Below are 19,611 nucleotides of genomic sequence, written 5' to 3' on the forward strand. Positions count from 1 at the left end.
GTTAATGAAATAGTTTTTCTAATTCAAGATCCAACCTACTGTTGAATCAACACCCTGAACATTTTAAGCCTTTCGAATAGGGTTTCTGCTTAAGATTTTAGATTGTTGACTGCTGAGATTTGCTAGGTCCCGGCCTGCTTTGTCAAACAATTCGTATCGAATTACTTTTTGGAGAGCTGTTGAAGAGGATTGAACTCTCGACCTCTTCCTTACCAAGGAAGTGCTCTACCACTGAGCTACAACAGCTTAATATCTTAATCTTCACTGTTGAACGCTCAACCTTGGCGCGCCACGCGCCATGCTCTACCACTGAGCTACAACAGCTTAATCGCCGTTAATCGTTATCCGTTAATCGTTAATCGTGATGTAATCCTGATCAACAGAGGACAACGGCTCTTTCAAAGAGCGGGAGACGAGGCTCGAACCCGCGACCTATAGCTTGGAAGGCTATCGCTCTACCAACTGAGCTACTCCCGCATTAAAGTTTAAAGTTGAAGGTTGAAAGTTTCTTCCCCTCACTTCTTGATTGACTTATCGTCAATCACTAATTCCAACAATATTTTAAAGAACAGACAGAGTATTCTGTCGTCTAAAAATCAAAAAGTCTAAAGTCCAGTCTTTCAACTTTTAACTTTAAACTTTCAACTCTTAAATTGTGGGGGAAATAGGATTCGAACCTATGAAGTCATAAGACAACAGATTTACAGTCTGTCCCAGTTGGCCGCTTTGGTATTCCCCCAACTTATCAATCTCTTCGAAGAACGATTAAAAAGCCCCTTTGCTCGGGGCGTTTTCTAAAAGAGTGTGCAAAATTATACGCTTTTCCACTTTTTCAAAACTTATCTGCAGATTTTCCTAAAATATCCTGCATTACATCGCCACAATCTCTGTAATAATACCTTTTCCAAATTCTTTTTGGATCATATCAAGCACCAACTGCCGATGTAACCCGAAATCGTGGCGCATCGTAGGCGAATCGAACTCTATAAAAAGTACTTTATTTCTGATGTAGATTTTTTTTGTTCTGCGTGCAATGGGCTTACCCGCAATTCTCTCCCAAGAATTAATTAAGCTTGCTTCATCAAATTTTGTTGAGAGATTATAATTGTTCAACAAATCACGAAGTGCATTGCCAACCGACTGAAATTCTTCCCGCGGCTTCCTTTTCGCCATAAGATTCTTGATTAGTGTCCTACTGATATTCTTCCCGCATCTACGAAAAGCACCGTCGCCTCTACCCCTACCGCATCGAGTAAGTCTTTGGTGCGGCCAGGACGAGCATCCGTAATGAAAAGCTGTCCAAGGTCTGATCTGATCAACTCCAATAATTTCGTTATCCGCTGATCGTCTAATTTGTCAAAGATATCGTCTAGCAAAAGTATGGGCTTAAATTGATTGTGTTGCTCTAAAATTTCGAATTGTGCTAATTTAAGTGCAATCACAAAAGACTTCTGCTGACCTTGTGACCCTAGTCTTTTAAGGTCTCCTTCACCAAGAGAAAAGATGTAATCGTCACGGTGCACTCCAAAATTTGTGCGCTGCATCACCAGATCTCGCTGCCGATTCCGAACCAATTGCTCCTGAAAGCCATTCGTCAAAACCCCGGATTCGTATGCAAGCGTCGACGTTTCTGCCTCGTTCACCAGAAAATTGAAGTACTTCCTAAAAACTGGCAGGTATTCGTCGCAAAATCGCTTGCGACGTGTATAGATGGCTTCACCGTGCTGTACTAAAAGTCTATCATAAGACTCTATAGCTAACCAATCTGGGCGCCCGCTATCAGCAAACATCTTCAGCAGACTGTTCCGCTGTTTCAGCGCGTTATTATAGACAATCAGGTGATTGAGGTATTCTTTGTCAAGCTGCGAAATCGCAGAATCAAAAAATCGACGTCGCGCTTCACTCCCTTCTTTAATAATATCAACGTCGTCGGGTGCGATCATGATCACCGGGAACCGCCCAATATGATCGCTTAGCTTTTGATATTCATTCCCGCCCTCTCGGAACACTTTTTTTTGTCCCGATTGGATGGCCGAGCTGACTTCAAAAACAGTATTATTTTTTTTGAATGCAGCCTTTACCATCAGAAAAGACTCTCCTTTTCTAACACAATGGAGGTCGGAAGTCGCAAACGCGCTTTTTGTAAAAGACAGGTAATAGATGGCGTCTAATAAATTGGTTTTTCCGCTTCCATTGCGCCCCACCAGTACATTGACCTTACTGGCGAAATCCAAGGCAATTTCCTCGTAATTCTTAAAATTAAGCAGCTGAAGTTTCTGGAGATACATGCAGGAAATACACGGAAAGTTTGGCTAATGACCGTTGGGGGGTTATTTTCGCAACTCGAATCAAAAATAGGGATATGCCTACGACTACAAAAGGTAAAAGCGAACCAGTGGCGGCAAAAAAGGCCGAGAAAACTGAATTTTCAAAGGAGACATACCTTTACTGGTATGAGAGCATGCAGCTTATGCGCAAATTCGAAGAGAAGGCAGGGCAGTTGTATGGTATGCAGAAGATTAAAGGATTCTGCCACCTATATATAGGACAAGAGGCATGTGCTTCTGGTGCAGTAAGTGCACTTCGAAAAGGCGACAAGTGGATTACAGCATACCGTGACCACGGACATCCATTAGCGCTTGGCACCGATCCGAAAGCCATCATGGCTGAACTTTATGGCAAAGAGACTGGTACCACAAAAGGTAAAGGTGGTTCAATGCACATTTTTGATAAAGAACATAACTTCATGGGTGGACACGGCATTGTTGGCGCTCAAGTGCCAATGGGTGCTGGTATTGCCTTCGCTGAGAAATATAATAAGACGGGGAATGTCTGCATGACCTACATGGGTGATGGTGCCGTTCGTCAAGGCGCATTCCACGAGGCGTTGAATTTAGCAATGCTTTGGAAACTGCCTGTGATTTTCGTAATCGAAAACAACGGATACGCTATGGGTACATCGGTTCAGCGAACTTCGAACGTTCATGAACTGTACACGCTTGGTGAAGCCTATGACATGCCATCGGAGCCTGTTGATGCAATGACGCCTGAAGCGGTCCATATCGCCGTAGCAAAAGCTGCGGAAAGAGCACGCGCCGGTGAAGGACCGACCTTGCTTGAGTTCCGAACTTATCGCTACAAAGGACACTCCATGTCTGACCCACAGAAATACAGAACAAAAGAAGAAGTTGAACAATACAAGCAACGCGATCCAATCGAAGTAGTTCGTCAAACAATTTTGGATAAAAAATTTGCGACGGAAGCTGATTTGGAGGCCATCGACAATAAGATCATTCAGCAAGTCGATGAAAGCGTGAAGTTTGCCGAAGAGTCTAAATTCCCGGATGTTTCTGAGGCCCTAACGGATGTATACGTCCAAACAGACTATCCATTTATTGTTGACTAAAACACGATCTTGATTTAACCCGGCAGCACTTGCCGGGTTATTTGTTAAGTATAATCTTATTTGTAGTTTTGCGGCCCTCCCGTTTATGCGGGATTACCTATTTGAACCATGGCTAAGAAAGAAGAACATAAGCACGAGCTTCTCGAAAATCCCGAAGCACTTAAAAACACGCTTGTTGACGCAGAAAACTGGCTGGAAAGAAATCCAAAGATTTCATTAGGCATTGCCGCTGTCGTTGTACTGGCTGTCGCTGGATTTTTCGGGTTTAAGTATTACACCAAAAATCAAAACTTGGAAGCTCAAAAATTGATGTTCCAGGCGGTTTACTATTTCGAACAAGATAGCTTGACTTATGCGTTGGAAGGCGATGGTAACAACCTCGGCTTTAAGGCCATTATTGACCGTTACAGCATGACGGATGCGGCAAACTTGGCAAGTTACTATGCGGGCGCATGTCTCTTGAAACAAGGTGATTTTAAATCAGCGCGCACATACCTAGAAAAATATAGCTCTAACGACGTACTCGTACAAGCACGTGCATACGCCTTGATCGGTGATACTTACATGGAAGAAGGTGCTTTTGAAGATGCCGCTAAGTTCTACAGCAAAGCTGCTAACCACGAACCTAACAAATTCTTCTCACCTGCATACCTGATGAAAGAAGCGCTCGCTTACGAAAAACTTAGTCAAAACGACAAAGCCAAAGAAGCGTACGATAAAATCATCACGCAGTTTGTAGGCTCACCAGAGTACCAAAATGCGCGCAAATACAAAGCAAGATTAGAAACCAATTCTTAATCTGCTGAACCATACTATAGAGGGATAGCCAAAACTATCCCTTTTTTATTTTCTGAATTTAAAATGAACTTATCCTATGGCAGGCCCTCTGAAATCTGGCAAAGTAAAAAGTAACGTAAGCCTCAAAAAGAAACGAATCGCTATCGTTGTTGCAGACTGGAATGAAGAAATCACGGGCGCACTATACGATGGCGCTGTTCAGTCTTTGCTTAGCAACGGCTTCAAAAAGGAACACATCGTGCGTAAAAATGTGCCGGGTAGTTTCGAGCTTACACTGGGCGCGCTATGGGCAGCCGAGGATAAAAAAGTAGACGCTGTCATTTGTCTTGGATGCGTTATTCAAGGCGACACACCACACTTCGACTATATCTGCCAAGCCGTTGCCTATGGCATCACCGAGGTGAATCTTAAAACAAAGAAGCCGGTAATCTTCGGTGTACTAACCACCTTAAATAAACAACAGGCGCTTGATAGAGCTGGGGGCAAACATGGCAACAAAGGTGAAGAAGCTGCATTGACAGCCATTGGCATGCTCAATTTCTAATTTAAGGTTTCTCGGGTACCGTGCACCAATCAATTTTACTTCGCACCCATTAATAGCGCCCTTTCGCATAAGCCAGCGATCAAACCTATTATTTATTAAAGCTCCCGTGGAATGAGCGTGGAGAGAGAGTGGACACAGAGTGGAGAAAGGATTTATCTTCCCTAGACCTAGGTAACGCCATACTTAGTGTCACTCATTGTCTTTACGGTATCCTAAACTTGTTACTGAAAAGTAACCCACTACCGTTATGGCAACAGTCTCAACAGCATGTTTCATCGAAGGATTGCATGGCAAAATTGGCAACAAAATGGTTTTTAGAACAATGCGTGGAAAGACGTTTGTCAGTCATGCGCCCCGAAAAACTAAAAAAATCCAAAGCGAAGCTCAACGACAAACACGGCATACCTTTAAAGAAGCGTCCGCCTGGGCCCGTCATATACTCACTGATCCTGAAAGGAAAGCGTACTATAAACAACGCGCCGAGGCACTAAAATTACCCAATGCCTATACCGCCGCAGTAACTGATTTTATGCGTAAACCTACGTGAACAGGTCTGTCCATCATAACCGGGTCGCGTTCACCATAAGAAAAAAAGATGAAATCAATCAATGGCAAATTTGCTAAGCGATGCTGATGAATGATCAAAAAGCGTTGGGAAAATCTTTTTTGTTCCTTCCGAAGATCCATCGGTGATCCATAATTCTATACTCTCTTGCCCGAAGACTGAAAATACCACCTTACCACCAAAAGTTGAAAAATTTTGTGGGACCGACGACCTGGCACCGGGCGTAATATCTTTCACCAACGTAGTGCCTTCAGGAGACCCGTCCGTTTTCCACAACTCGATTCCTGTGCTAACATCATAGCCACCGAAATAAACTTTCATATCCGCGTTCGACGACACTTCCGCGTGGGCGAATTCGCGGCCCATACGCCATAGCGGACTATTATCGACAGAAAGATGGAATAGCGGCGAAACATCTTTGAGTAAGAATGTCCCTTCAGAAGTTCCATCCGATCGCCATAAACCGTCACCATTCCTGCCGTCATTCGCAATGAACAACAAGATCGAATCTCTCAGCATAAAGTGGCTTGGTGAAGATGAACTCGTTCCTGGATTGATGTCTTTAACAAGGATCGTTCCGTTTGTCGAACCGTCGCTACGCCAAAGCTCCAAACCATGGACGTCGTCGTTTAATACAAAGAAGAAAAAACCACCCGTTGAAGTGATCTTATCCAATGAACTGTAGCTGTGTTGAAACGTTTGTGCGGGGGATACTATCGAGAAAAATGTACCCAAAAGGATAAAGGAGAATGATAGGCGACTCATGATTGTGCGGTTTAGGTATAAGCAAGCAGAAGAACATTCTCACTATTACCATCCGGCTTCTGCGAATGTGATAGACGAAAATCTAATGCCATTCACGAGTCATTTATTGGCAACGTTTGATTGGGGTGATATACGAATTGGCTTAAATGTACCCCAATAAAAAAAGGGGCTTGATCGCCCCTTTTCAAATTATCCTAAAAGACAATTACATTTTCTTCACTACTTCTTCCGCGAATTCAGAGCACTTCAACAAAGAAGCGCCTTCCATCAAGCGGTGGAAGTCATATGTTACGCGTTTCGCAGAGATAGCGCCTTCAAGACCTTTGATGATCAAGTCAGCAGCTTCTTGCCAGCCCATATATTCAAGCATCATTACGCCTGAAAGAATTACTGAGCCTGGATTTACTTTATCTTGTCCAGCATATTTCGGCGCAGTACCGTGTGTTGCTTCGAAGATTGCGTGACCTGTTACGTAGTTCACGTTACCACCTGGAGCGATACCAATACCACCTACGATTGCAGCAAGTGCATCAGAGATATAATCACCATTCAGGTTGAGTGTTGCTACCACAGAGTATTCATCTGGGCGGAGGAGAATCTGTTGAAGGAAGGCATCAGCAATAGCGTCTTTGATAACGATTTTGTGACCGTCTTTTTCAATTACTTGCCAAGGTCCACCATCAAGGTCTTTTGCACCGAACTCGCTTTTCGCCAACGCATATCCCCAATCCCGGAAACCACCCTCAGTAAATTTCATAATGTTACCTTTGTGAACCAATGTAACACTTGGCTTCTTCTGTTCGATCGCATATTTGATAGCTGAGCGAACAAGTCTTTCCGTACCTTCTTTTGATACAGGCTTGATGCCGATACCCGAAGAGTGCGGGAAGCGAATTTTCTTGAACAGTTTAGGATAGTTTTCTTCGAAAAGCTTCAAGAATTTTTTGTTCTCTTCAGAGCCTTCCTGGAACTCGATACCAGCATAGATATCCTCAGTGTTTTCACGGAAGATAGTCATGTCTGTTTTATGTGGCTCTTTTACAGGAGAAGGTACACCTTTAAACCAACGCACTGGACGAACGCAAGCGTAGAGGTCAAGCTCTTGACGGAGGGCAACGTTCAGGGAACGAATACCACCACCAACAGGTGTCGTCAATGGACCTTTGATACCTACCAGATATTCTTTAAAAACGTTGAGCGTTTCTTCAGGCAACCAGTTACCAGTCTGGTTGAATGCTTTTTCACCAGCCAGGGTCTCTTTCCAGTTAATCTTGCGTTTTCCGTTATAGGCCTTTTCAACAGCCTTATCGAATACTAATTTGGATGCTGGCCAAATATCCACACCGGTACCATCGCCTTCGATGAAAGGGATCGTCGGGTTATCTGGAACATTCAGTTTACCGTTACTGATGCTGATTTTCTGATCGCTCATTGCTACAATATTTAAATTTCTAAGTAAAACCTGCCGCGAATGACAGGGGTCCCTTTTGGGCGCGGAAAATTAAAAAATTACAGTCAGAAATGAAGACATTTTTCTTTGGGAACGTTTTTTGATAACTTCTTTCTTATGAAAATCTACGTAGTCCTTCTCTTGCTGGTCCTTTCTACCGCTTTTTCGCCTGAAAACAAACGAATGGCGGCTCCAGAAACATGCTTGAATGCCGAAGAAAAAAAGCTGTACGATATGATGATGGCCTACCGGAAGAGTAAAAAACTACCCCCTATCCCGCTATCCGATAAACTTACCAAAGTTGCGCAAATACACGCACGCGACTTAATGGAGAATTACACCTTCGATCCAGAGAAAAACCAGTGTAATCCCCACAGCTGGTCGAATAAAGGAAAATGGACTCCTTGCTGCTATACCGCCGATCATAAGGAAGCATCTTGCATGTGGAAAAAACCGGAAGAAATTGCCGGATACACTTCGCTTGGGTATGAAATTGCCTATTTCAGCTCCGATGCCGTCGATGCACAAGAAGGCCTTGACGGTTGGAAAAAAAGTCCCGGTCACAATCCGCTAATTATCAATAGCGGGATGTGGCAAAAAGTGAAATGGAACGCCATCGGCATCGCGATGTATAAATCCTATGGTATCGTTTGGTTTGGTGAAGCCGAAGATTCTGTCAAACCTGGGGTGTGCCCTTGATCGGCGCTCTGCCTAACGCAAGATCATAAGCCTCCACATAATGCTTGATCAAATTTTCCCAATCAAAAATCGCAGAGTGTTTCTCAACATTGTTCCGTTGCATACTGCGTTCTCGGCGCGACTGTTCTAAAAATTTGTACATCACATCGGTCAACTGGTTAGAGGACCAATCAAAGGTGCGCTTACCTCTCTCAATCACGTGTAAACCATACTCGTCGTGCTCAGGAATATTTCGCAATATGTAATCACCAAAACCTGATAGGTCGCTGGTGATAGACGGCACTGCGCTAGCCATACACTCGAGCGGCGTGTATCCCCACGGCTCATAGTAACTCGGGAAAATTCCAAGATGACATCCGCGCACAAACTGATTATAATCTAAGCCAAACAGTGGATTACTCGCATTGATAAAATCAGGATGGTATACAATCTTGACAGGATCATCAGGGTAGTTCATCAGGTTTTTTTCCTGCAAGGCAAGGAGTACTTCATCGGTTTCTTCGGCTACTAATTTATGTGTGGCTACATGCGGATTTTTATTGGTCTTCCACGATTGAATCGTTCTTCTAAAACGCAGCTTCCAATATTCATCTACAAAATTATTGAGGTCTGGCAAATGTGTATCCTGACGCGTTGTACTAGCAAAGAACAATTTCCGACCCACTTGTTGTGTAATCGCGTTACACATCTCAAATATTTCTTGCATCATCGCCTTCGACTGCAGTGTTTCTGGCCTGATGTTATGGAAGTCTCGCTTCGTCACAAAAAACATCACCACGGTGATATCTGACTTTTCCTTCTTAAGTTTTTGGTTGAGTTTACTGAGTGCATCGATGGTAAGATCGAATCCTTTGTTCTTAAACTCGTACCTGCCAGAAGTAAAAAAGTATAGCGTTTTCTCAAGATCAAATGAATACGATTGAAAGAAGTGGCCCATTACAAATTTGTGAATAGACTCTTTGTATTGAATGTGTAGATTCTGAAAATCGTGCAGCGCTTCAAACCGTTCAATGTTCAAACCATTTGGCAATATCAGCTCTGGCTTCCTTTTCAGAAGGTGCTTACATTCTCTTGCCGTTACTTCGCTCACCGTGGTAAGCACGTCGGCAGTTTGCGCGCATTTGAATTCAATTTTTGCTTCTGTCTCGATACCAAATTTTTTAGCTTCCTCTTCCCATTTAAAAAATGGAAGATGCGCATAGAACATCGGTGAGTTAATGGCCAGGTGTCTTCCCAGTTGTGTTGCATGCGTAGTGAATACTGTTTTCACAGGCATCTGGTCGCGCTTCAAATCTAAGATCGGCAGTCCCGCCATCCATTCGTGAAAGTGTGCAAGAATATGCTGACCTTCATCTAAGTGTTTCGTGAGTTCATCAAAAAAAAGCTTGGTGAGATAAGCAAATGCAATGACTTGATTCACCAATGGATTGTTGTCAGGAACGTTGATGCCATGATTTTTCCAGAGAAGATATTTGACCACGTTCAACGCTTGGTCTTCAATCGCATTAGGATTTAGAAGTACGACTCTGGGTTTACCGGTAATGAGCCACTGTGCGTAATGTACATCGTAACCACGTTTACGAAGCGTTGCCGCCGTTTGACCAAACATGTCTTGCGAGTCTTCTAGCACTTCTAACTCTGCTTGAATATTACGATTGATGTACGGCCCAATCATACAGAACTGTCCCTTGGCGTGTTCTACCATTGCTGGCGCCTTCGAACGAATCACTGTATAAATTCCCCCTACTTGGTTGCATACTTCCCATGCTACCTCTACCGTACAAGCTGCAGGAAATGCTTTGGTTTGTGCTGTTGATCTTTTTGACATGAATAAAAGTCAGAATGGCCGAAATGGTAAAAATAAAGCTATCAAACTAATGCCAAAATTTCCAACTCAGGTATTAAGCGGGTTATGGATTAACTTTTGATTAAACGGAGCAAAACCCAAGTTATGAACTTTGAAAAATTCACAATAAAATCTCAGGAAGCTTTACAGAAGTCGGCAGAGATTGCCATGGGTCGTCAGCAACAGGCAATCGAACCCGGTCATTTGCTGAGCGCTATTTTGGAAACTGATGAAAACGTTTCCAATTATTTGTTGAAGAAACTCAACATCAATGGTGACGTGCTAAAGACAAAAGTAGAGGAATTGCTGAACGGCTATCCAAAGGTTTCGGGACAACAGCCCTACTTGTCATCGGCTACTAACACGTTATTGCAAAATGCAGATAAAGAGTTACGCGAATTCAAAGATGAATACATCGCCATTGAACATTTGCTATTGGCCATACTCGCATCGAAAGACAAAGCAGGGCAATTGTTGCGCGATGCAGGGTTTGAACGCAACACACTGGTTAAAGCCATTAAAGAATTAAGAGGAGGAACTACCGTGACGGATCAAAATGCAGAAGCGAAATATAAATCGCTCGAACGATACTCGAAGAATTTAATTGAGCTTGCGAAAAAAGGAAAGATCGATCCCGTGATCGGTCGCGATGAAGAAATTCGTCGTGTGTTACAGATTCTTTCGCGACGCACAAAGAATAATCCGATTTTATTGGGTGAGCCTGGCGTTGGTAAAACGGCAATTGTTGAAGGAATGGCACAACGTATCGTTGATGGCGATGTTCCTGAGAATCTAAAAGACAAAATATTAGTGTCGCTCGACATGGGATTATTGATAGCTGGTGCGAAATACAAGGGAGAATTTGAAGAGCGCCTGAAAGCTGTTATAAAAGAAGTCACAGACTCCAACGGTCAGATTATTCTATTCATTGATGAGATCCACACCTTGATTGGTGCAGGTGGTGGTGGCGAGGGTGCTATGGATGCTGCCAATCTTTTGAAACCGGCACTTGCCCGTGGTGAGCTCCATGCGATCGGTGCTACTACGTTAAAAGAATATCAGAAGTACGTTGAAAAAGATAAAGCACTGGAGAGACGTTTTCAAGCGGTGATGGTTGATGAACCTACCGTGGAAGATTCAATTTCAATTCTGCGGGGTATCAAAGACAAGTATGAGTTGCATCATGGTGTTCGCATTAAAGACGACGCGGTTATTGCCGCTGTTGAGTTATCCAGTCGCTACATCAGCGATCGTTTTCTTCCAGATAAAGCGATCGATTTAATGGATGAGGCTGCGGCGAAGTTGAGACTTGAAATGGATTCGCTTCCAGAAGAACTTGATGAGTTGAATCGTCGCATCATGCAATTGGAAATTGAGCGCGAAGCAATTCGACGTGAGAAAGACAAAGAGAAAGAAGCAATCCTCAGTCGCGACATTGCGGAACTGTCAGAAACGCGTGCATCGATCAAGGCAAAGTGGGAAAGTGAAAAGGAGATCGTTCATGGAATTCAAAAGGAAAAGGAAAACATTGACCGCTTAAAATCTGAAGCGGAGCAAGCCGAAAAAGCCGGTGACTATGGAAAAGTGGCTGAAATCAGATATGGTAAAATAACGGAAGCCGAAACGCGTCTTAGTAATTACAACCAAAAGATGAAAACGATGCAAGGTGAAAAAACCTTGCTGAAAGAAGAAGTCGACAGCGAAGATATTGCTGAAGTAGTGGCGAAGTGGACTGGCATTCCAGTGTCAAAAATGTTGCAAAGTGACCGTGAGAAGTTACTGCAACTCGAACAAGAGCTTGCTAGGCGTGTGGCGGGTCAGGAAGAGGCGATTCAGGCGTTGAGTGATGCCGTGCGAAGAAGTCGCGCTGGTTTGCAAGATCCGAAGAGACCGATTGGTTCTTTCATCTTTATGGGCACAACTGGCGTCGGTAAAACAGAGCTATCAAAAGCCCTGGCTGATTATCTGTTCAACGACGAGAATGCACTTGTGCGAATCGATATGAGCGAATACCAGGAGCGTCATAGTGTAAGCCGACTCATCGGTGCCCCTCCGGGCTATGTCGGATATGATGAAGGCGGACAACTTACAGAGTCTGTAAGAAGGAAGCCATATTCTGTTATTCTGCTTGATGAGATTGAAAAAGCGCATCCTGACGTGTTCAATATTTTGCTGCAGGTTCTTGATGACGGTAGATTAACCGACAACAAAGGACGTGTCGCTAATTTTAAGAATACAATCATCATCATGACGACGAATATTGGATCTCATATCATTCAAGAAAACTTTGAAAAGATTACAGATGAGAATTATTTCGAAGTGTTGGAATCAACAAAAGATGATGTGATAAGTCTCTTGAAGAAGTCTGTGCGTCCCGAATTTGTTAACCGGATCGATGAAATTGTGATGTTCCGTCCGTTGAGCCGGAAAGATGTTCGAAAGATTGTCGACATACAGGTGGACATTGTTCGCAAACGACTTGCGGAGGCAGGCGTAAAGATCGACATCTCTGAAAGTGCCAAAGAACGCCTTTCAAAACTCGGTTACGATCCGCAATTCGGAGCGCGACCGTTGAAAAGGGTTATGCAGCGCGAATTGCTTAATGAATTGTCCAAGCAAATCCTCGCAGGAACTGTCCATAGGGACTCTGTAATATTTATCGACCTAAAAAATGAAGTTGAATTCATTTTCGAGAACCTTGAGGCCGAAGAAGTTGTTTAAGCATTAGGTTTAAGGATTGAATTCCCTGGTGGTTCGGGGAATGTTGGTATGAGGGGTTTGGTTTGAACGTCCCGCTATTTGGCGGGACGTTCTTTTTTTGCCCTGTTGCCTCAAAAAGCTAAATAGCCTCTAGTTTCAAAACCGATCCGCTTCACGTAGCAAAACAGGAAACACGGCCGCACGTCACGCTACGTAGCATAAATGAACACGCGGCGACCTTGTCATTGAAAGCAGATTTTCATAAATTTTGCTAATCATGTTTCCGAAGATTAACCCGTTAGCGGTATTCCGCAATCAATATGCGTTTTTCATCACTACCGTTGTGTTGACGATTATTGTCAATCAGGTTATTATTCAATACGATTTAAATCAACAAAACGCGGATGCAAAGCTCATCAACATTGCGGGACGACAACGCATGCTCAGCCAACGCATCGCAAAGCGCGTGCTTTATAATCGCGATGAGCTTCAGCGAACAGGAACATTAGCGCCCGCACATCAAGACACCATTCGAAACCTGATTGAACAATTTGAAAAAGTTCACTTCACGCTTCTCCATGAAGAAACATCGTTAGAAAGTTATCAGTACAAAAAGAGTTTAAAGATAGACTCCCTTCTTCGCGCCAACACCCCTCACCTCACAGCCATTGTAACGGCATGTAGGGCATTTCTCGACAACCCTACCTTGGAAACCGCACAATTGGCGGCTCACACGGTCGAACAAAATGAATTGACATTTTTAATGACGATGGAAAAAACAGTCGCCGTTTATCAATATGAAGCCGAGCAAAAACTGAATCGTATAAAAAACATCGAACTAGGGCTTGGGGTACTCTCAGTACTCATTCTGCTGCTCGAACTAATTTTCATTTTCCGTCCCATGATCCGGAATTTACAACAGAACAATACAGACCTTTTAAATATTAATGAGGAACTCACCACCGCAAACGAAGAGCTAAAGGCGAACGAAGAACAAATCCAAAGCAACCTAGAACACATCATCCAACTACAAAACTTTTTGGAGGCAAGTGAGAATCAATATCGTGGACTCATAGAAAGTGCCACCGATATGATTTACGAACTGGACGACATGGGAAAATTTAGCTATGTAAATCCAGTCATGGAAAGCATCACGGAATATTCCAAAGAGGAACTACTGGCCAAGAACTATTGGGACTTAGTGCATCCTGACCATCGTCACAATACCGTTAATTTTTATAAGACGCAACGCGAAAAGCAAATTGAGTCTACTTACTTGGAATTGCCGATTATGACGCGTAGTGGATTCGAACTTTGGATCGGGCAAAACGTGCGCATGCTTTATAAAGACGGATGGGTTATTAAGGTTAGTGTTGTAGCACGTGATATTACGGTGGTTTACCGCGCTAGCGAAGCGCTTCAGTCAAGTGAGCAGTTATTTAGAACGCTCGCCGAAAAAGCTCCTGTCGGCATCTATCAACTTGATGAAGTTGGCAACGTGGTCTTCGTCAACAACCGCTGGTTCGAAATCATCGGACTCGATCGTTCACAGGCTTCGCGCGACAGTCGCTACGGCGCGATACACAATGATGATCGCAGTTGGGTGTTGAGTTCGTGGAGTCGCGCCATTGAAGACAAAGAAGAAATTACGTTAGAGTTTCGCTACAATACGCTAACCAAAGGATTGACGTGGGTTACAAACAGGCTATCGCCGATCAAAACGCCAGAGGGAAATGTTACAGGTTTTATCGGAACGATGGTTGATATTACCTTGATGAAAGAAGCTACGGCGAAGGTGGAGGATAGTGAACGACAATTTCGATTGCTCTCGGAAAATACATCCGACATGATTGTGCTTACCGATCTTGACACACGGTACAAATACGTATCGCCTTCTGTAAAAGATATCTTACAATATGATCCACAAGAACTCATCGGCATGCAAGCTGTGTCACTTTTCCATCCTGACGATTTCCCCGCCGATGGATTGGAACTCTTGAAACGTGGCTATGAATTCAGCAATGTACAATTACGCATGCGTTCGAAAGATGGAACATATCGATGGTTGGAAACCAATACAAAACCTGTTCACGACGCGCAAGGAAAACTGGTAGGCATTCAAGCCGTAAACCGCGACATCACAAAACGTAAGCAAGCCGAAGACGCTTTAAAAGCTAGTGAACAACGTTTCCGATTACTGGCAGAAAAAGCACCCGTTGGAATTTTCCAAACCGACTCAAATGGTCGTTGCACATATATGAACAAACGGTGGCTAGAAATTTCTGGTCTACGTGAACAACAAGCACTGGGCGACGGATGGATCAACGGTGTTCACATGGAAGATCGTGACAAAGTAGTTGCTGAATGGATGAAGGCCATCAACGAGAATAGAGAGTTCATTCAGGAATATCGATTTCTCAACCCACAGCTAGGCACACGTTGGGTGGTGAGTAATGCGGTTCACATTTTAAGTGAGCATGGTGATATTTTTGGATTCATCGGTACGACGAATGATATCACCGACCTTAAGATAGCGCAAGAAAAATTGATTGAAAGCGAGAAACTCTACCGACTCATTTCAACAAACTCCAAAGATCTTATTTCGCTGTTCAATTTTGTCAACGGAAAATCAGTACGCACTTACATTTCACCATCCGTTCGCGACGTACTGGGTTATGAACCTGAAGAAGTGCTTCATCGAACGTGGCTTGAAATGATCGCACCAGAAGATCAAGAAATGATGGGTGACGTTCTTCAGCAACAAGCGCGCTCGGGCACGTCATCAACGGCGGAGTATCGCATGTACAAAAAGGATGGAACGCTTATTTGGCTTGAGTCTATCTCCCATCCATTCTTCGATAATGAAGGGAAACTTATCGGCTTTCAAACTTCTTCGCGCGACATCACACACAGAAAAGGTTTTGAGGATGCGCTGCGCGTAGCCAAAGAAAAAGCAGAGGAAGCAACGTTGGCGAAAAGCCAATTCTTATCAATGATGAGTCATGAGATTCGCACACCAATGAATGCAATTATCGGATTAACCAATCTGTTATTGCAAGAGAAACCTCGTGTCGACCAACACGAGAGCTTAAAGTTGCTGAAATTCTCAGGCGAAAATCTACTCACCATCATCAATGATATTCTCGACTTCAGCAAAATAGAAGCGGGTAAGATCACCTTGGAAAAAGTTCCATTCGATTTACAGACGCTCATTGTGAGCACGAAGCAGATGTTGGAACAACGCGCGAAAGAGAAGGGCGTAGGCTTGTACCTCCATTTCGATCCACAAGTGCCGCGTGTCGTTGTCGGCGACCAAGTTCGGTTGGGTCAAATCATTACCAACATTGTCGGGAATGCAATCAAGTTCACGGAAAGGGGCTACGTTGAACTTTCCGTAAAACACCAAGGCATGGCGGGCGATTTGCATAATTTACTCTTTACTATTAAGGACACCGGCATCGGAATCGAGCAAGAAAAAATCAATCTTATTTTCGAGAGCTTTTCACAAGCGCGTTCCGACACGACGCGAAAATTCGGAGGCACAGGTCTGGGGCTTTCCATCACCAAGCGGATGCTAAACCTCATGGGGTCGAACATCAACGTCGACAGTAAGGTGGGTTATGGTTCTACTTTCTTTTTTACATTACTGCTTGAGGAAGGTGAACTCAAGTTAGACACTGCTGACGAAGCGAAGGATCACACCAAAGATTTTCAAGAATCGAACATTCGTGTACTTCTTGTTGAAGACAATCGCGTGAACCAGGTTGTGGCTACTAATTTCCTAAGAAAATGGGGTATCGAAGTAGACATCGCCAATCATGGCAAAGAGGCGGTTTCAATGATAAAAGAAAAAACGTATCAATTAGTATTGATGGATCTTCAGATGCCTGAAATGGATGGTTATGAAGCATCGAAGAAGATTCGCGCCATGGATGATGAATACTTCAAGGTTATTCCAATCATCGCACTAACTGCATCGGCGATGATGGACATCAAGGATAAGGTGCTTGGAATTGGCATGACCGATTTTTTAAGTAAACCTTTTCAGCCAGAGGAGTTGCAAGCCATCATTGGAAAATATGTTCTGAAAGGAAATACGCCGACAACAAAGTCGCCTCGGCGCCAAAATAACCTTGAGCTATACTCAGAGGGTGATCCCGAATTCAAGCGAGAGTTGGCGAGTTTGCTGATCAAAAATATAGAAGAACTAAAGCAAGCATTAACCGACACGATGGCCCGAAAAGATGTCGAGATTTTTAATCGTGCATCACACAAAGTAAAAACAACGCTCGGCATGCTGGGCGACGAAGAGTTCTCCGCACTTATAGAGGATGTTAAAACGATCCTGAACGGAAACGTCATGGAGACCCCTACCCTTCGAAAACACATCAAACGCTTCGAGGAATTGTGCTTAAGAATCATTGAGGGCCTCCACGAGGAAATGAGCCTATAGCCCGCCATCGTAACCAACCATTTCTTTATACGTCGAAACGACATCAAAACTTTCTACGAAAATCTTCGTATAAAACTTGCACGGAAGCAATCCTTCGTCTAAGATTGTATTACGAAAACATTCGTATATGAGTAAAAAGAGTGTAAAGCCTACTGAAAAGGAGCTTGAGATCTTGCAAATTGTTTGGGAGAAGGGTGCTGCATCTGTTAAAGACGTCCATGAGGCTTTGGGTGGTGAAAAGGCCAACGGCTACACGACGATTTTAAAGATGATGCAGATCATGCATGAAAAGGGACTAGTGTCCCGTCAAAAGAACGGCAAGCTACATGTATACAAAGCGCGGCAGACACAGGAGAACACGCGCCAACAAATGGTTGATAAGATCATTGACACTGTGTTTCAGGGATCTGCTGCGCAACTTGTGATGAGCGCATTGGGAAATAAAAAATCTACGAAAGAAGAACTCGACGAAATCAGACGATATCTAGATAATCTTGAAGGAGGTGAATCATGAAAGCACTAGCAACTGTTATCGATACCGCGTGGGCGAACGCATTGGGATGGGCAATTATTCATTCGTTGTGGCAGTCCCTTTTGATCTTCTTACTGTGCCAAGTGATGTTTCGCCTATTCGCCAGAAATTCCAGCCAGCGATACGTCATTGCAACAGCCAGCTTGATGGCCATGTTTATGGCTGCTATAGGAACGTTCATCTATTTGTTTGCATCACGCGGCACCGATTTGTCAATTACGTTGCTGCTGCTTCAAACTACCGCGGCCTACACGGCTCACGACGTGGCAGGGGCGCCGTCGTTGCTTGACAATATTCGCGCAAACATTTCTATTCTCACGGTCTTTTGGATTGCGGGAGCAATGGTATTCAGTCTACGCCTCGTCGGAAGTTGGTGGTACGTATCGCGCATTCAGCGTCGTGCCACTGTTGTGGGCGCTTCATTGATAGCACACCTCAATGTGCTAATAAAAAAGATGAACATTACACAGCAGGTGTTGTTGGCTTCATCTGCGGATGTACACGCACCCGTGGTGATCGGATGGATAAAACCAACTATCCTCGTTCCGATTGGATTCCTTTCCGGACTTTCCTCTGAGCAAATTGAAACTATTCTTGTACACGAACTGATGCACATCAAGCGCCATGATTATGTCATCAACTTGATTCAATCGTGGGTTGAATGCATTTTATTTTTCAACCCTTTTGTGTGGTTGATATCCTCCACAATACGTATCGAACGCGAGCATTGCTGTGATGATGCTGTAGTCGCGACCAGCAACGCCAAAGTATACGCGCTAACCTTAGCCCAGCTTGAACATAGACGATCAAGCAGTGCGGGAATGGCTGTCGGGCTCGCCGAAAATAAACATCAACTGTTAAACCGAATCAAAAGAATTATGGAAAAGTCAGTGAGAAATTATTCAGGGAAGGAAAAAATGATTCCGGTCGTGCTCCTTATCATCGGACTAGCATGTGCCTCATGGGTTACAATACAACCACAAGATAAACCGTCATCAACATCATCTGTAATGACGCAGCCCGCGGATACTACAGGAAAGAAAAAAGCACCAACACCCGCAGTGAAACATGTGATCACTGTAAATGCTGAAGGCGAAGTGATCGAAGAAACAGTAGAAACGACTGATGCCGAAATGGCCATCGACTTGGAGCCGCTACCTCCTATTGCGCCAGTACAACCAGTACCCGACTTTGATTTTGACATGCCCTCAATGCCGATGCTGCCGGCCGCTGTTTTTTCTTGGAATGATTCGGTTCCTCCATTTGCATTTGCTGGCGGAAATTGGGAAGAATTCAGTGCAGCATTCGAAGGAAAGTTCAAAGAGCAGTTCGGAGACTTCTACGCAAAGCATCAAAAGGATTTTGACAAAATGATGAAAGAGCTTGAGACAAAATTCAAGGCAGAAGATTGGGAGCACAACATGGCCTTTGCATTTGAGGCCGATAAGCTTCGTGAGCAAGCGAGAGCCGTGGCTGTGCAAGCAGAATCTGCTGCACGTCATCAAGAAGCGTTGGCGCAACACGCTACAGTCATGGAAGCCCATGGCAAGGAAATGGAGATCCGTAGTCGAGAACATGCGGCGCGTGCACGAGAACTTGAAAAAGCTGGCAAGGCCATGGAAGCAAAAGCAAAGGAGTTTGAAAAAGAACTTGCTAAAGAACTTGTGAGCGATGGTTACATCGACAAAACAGAAGCAATAAAAAATATCCATTGGCACAATGGTGAACTCAAAGTCAACGATATCAAGATTAAAGAAGAGCACAAGAAAAAGTACAACGCCATCCATGATAAATATTTTAAGGATGGCGACAACGTGCACTACGTTCATTGATCTACAATAAATGAAAAAGCC

At 43.9% G+C, this 19,611-nt stretch carries 14 protein-coding genes and 3 tRNA genes; 9 read left to right on the forward strand and 8 right to left on the reverse strand.

Annotated elements, in window-relative coordinates; translation table 11 throughout:
- Positions 1-174: 174 nt before the first annotated feature.
- The 5 genes from DQQ10_RS19255 to recF all read right to left on the reverse strand — a co-directional run bounded on the left by DQQ10_RS19255 (position 175) and on the right by recF (position 2,288).
- A tRNA-Thr gene (locus tag DQQ10_RS19255) sits at positions 175-246 on the reverse strand.
- Between the two features lie 158 nt (positions 247-404).
- Positions 405-477 (reverse strand) — tRNA-Gly (locus DQQ10_RS19260).
- Positions 478-656: 179 nt separating this feature from the next.
- A tRNA-Tyr gene (locus DQQ10_RS19265) sits at positions 657-739 on the reverse strand.
- Between the two features lie 131 nt (positions 740-870).
- Complete coding sequence (locus DQQ10_RS19270) at positions 871-1,173, reverse strand: DUF721 domain-containing protein (protein ID WP_112748557.1); 303 nt, start codon at positions 1,171-1,173, stop codon at positions 871-873.
- An 11-nt stretch (positions 1,174-1,184) separates the two neighbouring features.
- Positions 1,185-2,288 (reverse strand): DNA replication/repair protein RecF, encoded by a 1,104-nt coding sequence (recF, locus tag DQQ10_RS19275; protein ID WP_112748558.1) that lies wholly within the window; start codon positions 2,286-2,288, stop codon positions 1,185-1,187.
- Positions 2,289-2,362: 74 nt separating this feature from the next.
- Between recF and pdhA the strand changes: the two genes are divergently transcribed.
- The 4 genes from pdhA to DQQ10_RS19295 all read left to right on the forward strand — a co-directional run bounded on the left by pdhA (position 2,363) and on the right by DQQ10_RS19295 (position 5,295).
- The gene (gene pdhA, locus DQQ10_RS19280) at positions 2,363-3,406 is read left to right on the forward strand and encodes a pyruvate dehydrogenase (acetyl-transferring) E1 component subunit alpha (RefSeq protein WP_112748559.1); all 1,044 of its coding nucleotides are present in this window, start codon (positions 2,363-2,365) and stop codon (positions 3,404-3,406) included.
- Between the two features lie 108 nt (positions 3,407-3,514).
- Positions 3,515-4,204, forward strand: coding sequence for a tetratricopeptide repeat protein (locus DQQ10_RS19285; protein ID WP_112748560.1), 690 nt, complete (start codon positions 3,515-3,517; stop codon positions 4,202-4,204).
- A 76-nt stretch (positions 4,205-4,280) separates the two neighbouring features.
- Complete coding sequence (ribH, locus tag DQQ10_RS19290) at positions 4,281-4,748, forward strand: 6,7-dimethyl-8-ribityllumazine synthase (RefSeq protein WP_112748561.1); 468 nt, start codon at positions 4,281-4,283, stop codon at positions 4,746-4,748.
- A 247-nt stretch (positions 4,749-4,995) separates the two neighbouring features.
- A complete protein-coding gene (locus DQQ10_RS19295; protein ID WP_112748562.1) occupies positions 4,996-5,295 on the forward strand; it encodes a hypothetical protein in 300 nt (99 codons plus the stop codon).
- A gap of 54 nt (positions 5,296-5,349) precedes the next feature.
- Here the strand turns inward: DQQ10_RS19295 and DQQ10_RS19300 are convergent, their stop codons facing one another.
- Entirely contained in the window at positions 5,350-6,078 is a 729-nt protein-coding gene (locus tag DQQ10_RS19300) for an ELWxxDGT repeat protein (RefSeq protein ID WP_112748563.1), read from the reverse strand.
- Between the two features lie 205 nt (positions 6,079-6,283).
- Positions 6,284-7,510: an NADP-dependent isocitrate dehydrogenase gene (gene icd / locus DQQ10_RS19305; RefSeq protein WP_112748564.1), complete on the reverse strand. Its 1,227-nt coding sequence runs from the start codon at positions 7,508-7,510 to the stop codon at positions 6,284-6,286.
- Positions 7,511-7,645: 135 nt separating this feature from the next.
- On the opposite strand from icd, the gene DQQ10_RS19310 reads away from it, so the two are divergent.
- Positions 7,646-8,227 carry a CAP domain-containing protein gene (locus DQQ10_RS19310; RefSeq protein ID WP_112748565.1) on the forward strand — a complete coding sequence of 194 codons (582 nt, stop codon included), beginning with the start codon at positions 7,646-7,648 and terminating at the stop codon, positions 8,225-8,227.
- Here DQQ10_RS19310 and DQQ10_RS19315 read toward each other — a convergent pair.
- A complete protein-coding gene (locus DQQ10_RS19315) occupies positions 8,205-10,055 on the reverse strand; it encodes a glycogen/starch synthase (RefSeq protein WP_112748566.1) in 1,851 nt (616 codons plus the stop codon). The two genes, DQQ10_RS19310 and DQQ10_RS19315, sit on opposite strands and share 23 nt — an antisense overlap.
- A gap of 123 nt (positions 10,056-10,178) precedes the next feature.
- Here DQQ10_RS19315 and clpB point away from each other — a divergent pair, with 123 nt between their 5' ends.
- The 4 genes from clpB to DQQ10_RS19335 all read left to right on the forward strand — a co-directional run bounded on the left by clpB (position 10,179) and on the right by DQQ10_RS19335 (position 19,590).
- Positions 10,179-12,794, forward strand: a complete 2,616-nt coding sequence (clpB, locus tag DQQ10_RS19320; RefSeq protein WP_112748567.1) for an ATP-dependent chaperone ClpB — start codon at positions 10,179-10,181, stop codon at positions 12,792-12,794.
- Positions 12,795-13,050: 256 nt separating this feature from the next.
- Positions 13,051-17,226, forward strand: coding sequence for a PAS domain S-box protein (locus DQQ10_RS19325; protein ID WP_112748568.1), 4,176 nt, complete (start codon positions 13,051-13,053; stop codon positions 17,224-17,226).
- A gap of 127 nt (positions 17,227-17,353) precedes the next feature.
- Positions 17,354-17,740 carry a BlaI/MecI/CopY family transcriptional regulator gene (locus tag DQQ10_RS19330; RefSeq protein WP_112748569.1) on the forward strand — a complete coding sequence of 129 codons (387 nt, stop codon included), beginning with the start codon at positions 17,354-17,356 and terminating at the stop codon, positions 17,738-17,740.
- Positions 17,737-19,590, forward strand: a complete 1,854-nt coding sequence (locus tag DQQ10_RS19335; protein ID WP_112748570.1) for a M56 family metallopeptidase — start codon at positions 17,737-17,739, stop codon at positions 19,588-19,590. The genes DQQ10_RS19330 and DQQ10_RS19335 overlap by 4 nt, the downstream gene beginning before the upstream one ends.
- Positions 19,591-19,611: the final 21 nt, after the last annotated feature.

Source organism: Pseudochryseolinea flava, assembly GCF_003286915.1.
GTDB lineage: Bacteria > Bacteroidota > Bacteroidia > Cytophagales > Cyclobacteriaceae > Ohtaekwangia > Ohtaekwangia flava.

Bases quoted from the DNA above. Each gene is read 5' to 3' on its own strand.
- DQQ10_RS19315 (WP_112748566.1), bottom strand. From the start codon at position 10,055: ATGTCAAAAAGATCAACAGCACAAACCAAAGCATTTCCTGCAGCTTGT.
- DQQ10_RS19300 (WP_112748563.1), bottom strand. From the start codon at position 6,078: ATGAGTCGCCTATCATTCTCCTTTATCCTTTTGGGTACATTTTTCTCG.
- DQQ10_RS19285 (WP_112748560.1), top strand. From the start codon at position 3,515: ATGGCTAAGAAAGAAGAACATAAGCACGAGCTTCTCGAAAATCCCGAA.
- ribH (WP_112748561.1), top strand. From the start codon at position 4,281: ATGGCAGGCCCTCTGAAATCTGGCAAAGTAAAAAGTAACGTAAGCCTC.
- DQQ10_RS19330 (WP_112748569.1), top strand. From the start codon at position 17,354: ATGAGTAAAAAGAGTGTAAAGCCTACTGAAAAGGAGCTTGAGATCTTG.
- icd (WP_112748564.1), bottom strand. From the start codon at position 7,510: ATGAGCGATCAGAAAATCAGCATCAGTAACGGTAAACTGAATGTTCCA.
- recF (WP_112748558.1), bottom strand. From the start codon at position 2,288: ATGTATCTCCAGAAACTTCAGCTGCTTAATTTTAAGAATTACGAGGAA.
- clpB (WP_112748567.1), top strand. From the start codon at position 10,179: ATGAACTTTGAAAAATTCACAATAAAATCTCAGGAAGCTTTACAGAAG.
- DQQ10_RS19325 (WP_112748568.1), top strand. From the start codon at position 13,051: ATGTTTCCGAAGATTAACCCGTTAGCGGTATTCCGCAATCAATATGCG.
- DQQ10_RS19310 (WP_112748565.1), top strand. From the start codon at position 7,646: ATGAAAATCTACGTAGTCCTTCTCTTGCTGGTCCTTTCTACCGCTTTT.
- DQQ10_RS19295 (WP_112748562.1), top strand. From the start codon at position 4,996: ATGGCAACAGTCTCAACAGCATGTTTCATCGAAGGATTGCATGGCAAA.
- DQQ10_RS19270 (WP_112748557.1), bottom strand. From the start codon at position 1,173: ATGGCGAAAAGGAAGCCGCGGGAAGAATTTCAGTCGGTTGGCAATGCA.
- pdhA (WP_112748559.1), top strand. From the start codon at position 2,363: ATGCCTACGACTACAAAAGGTAAAAGCGAACCAGTGGCGGCAAAAAAG.
- DQQ10_RS19335 (WP_112748570.1), top strand. From the start codon at position 17,737: ATGAAAGCACTAGCAACTGTTATCGATACCGCGTGGGCGAACGCATTG.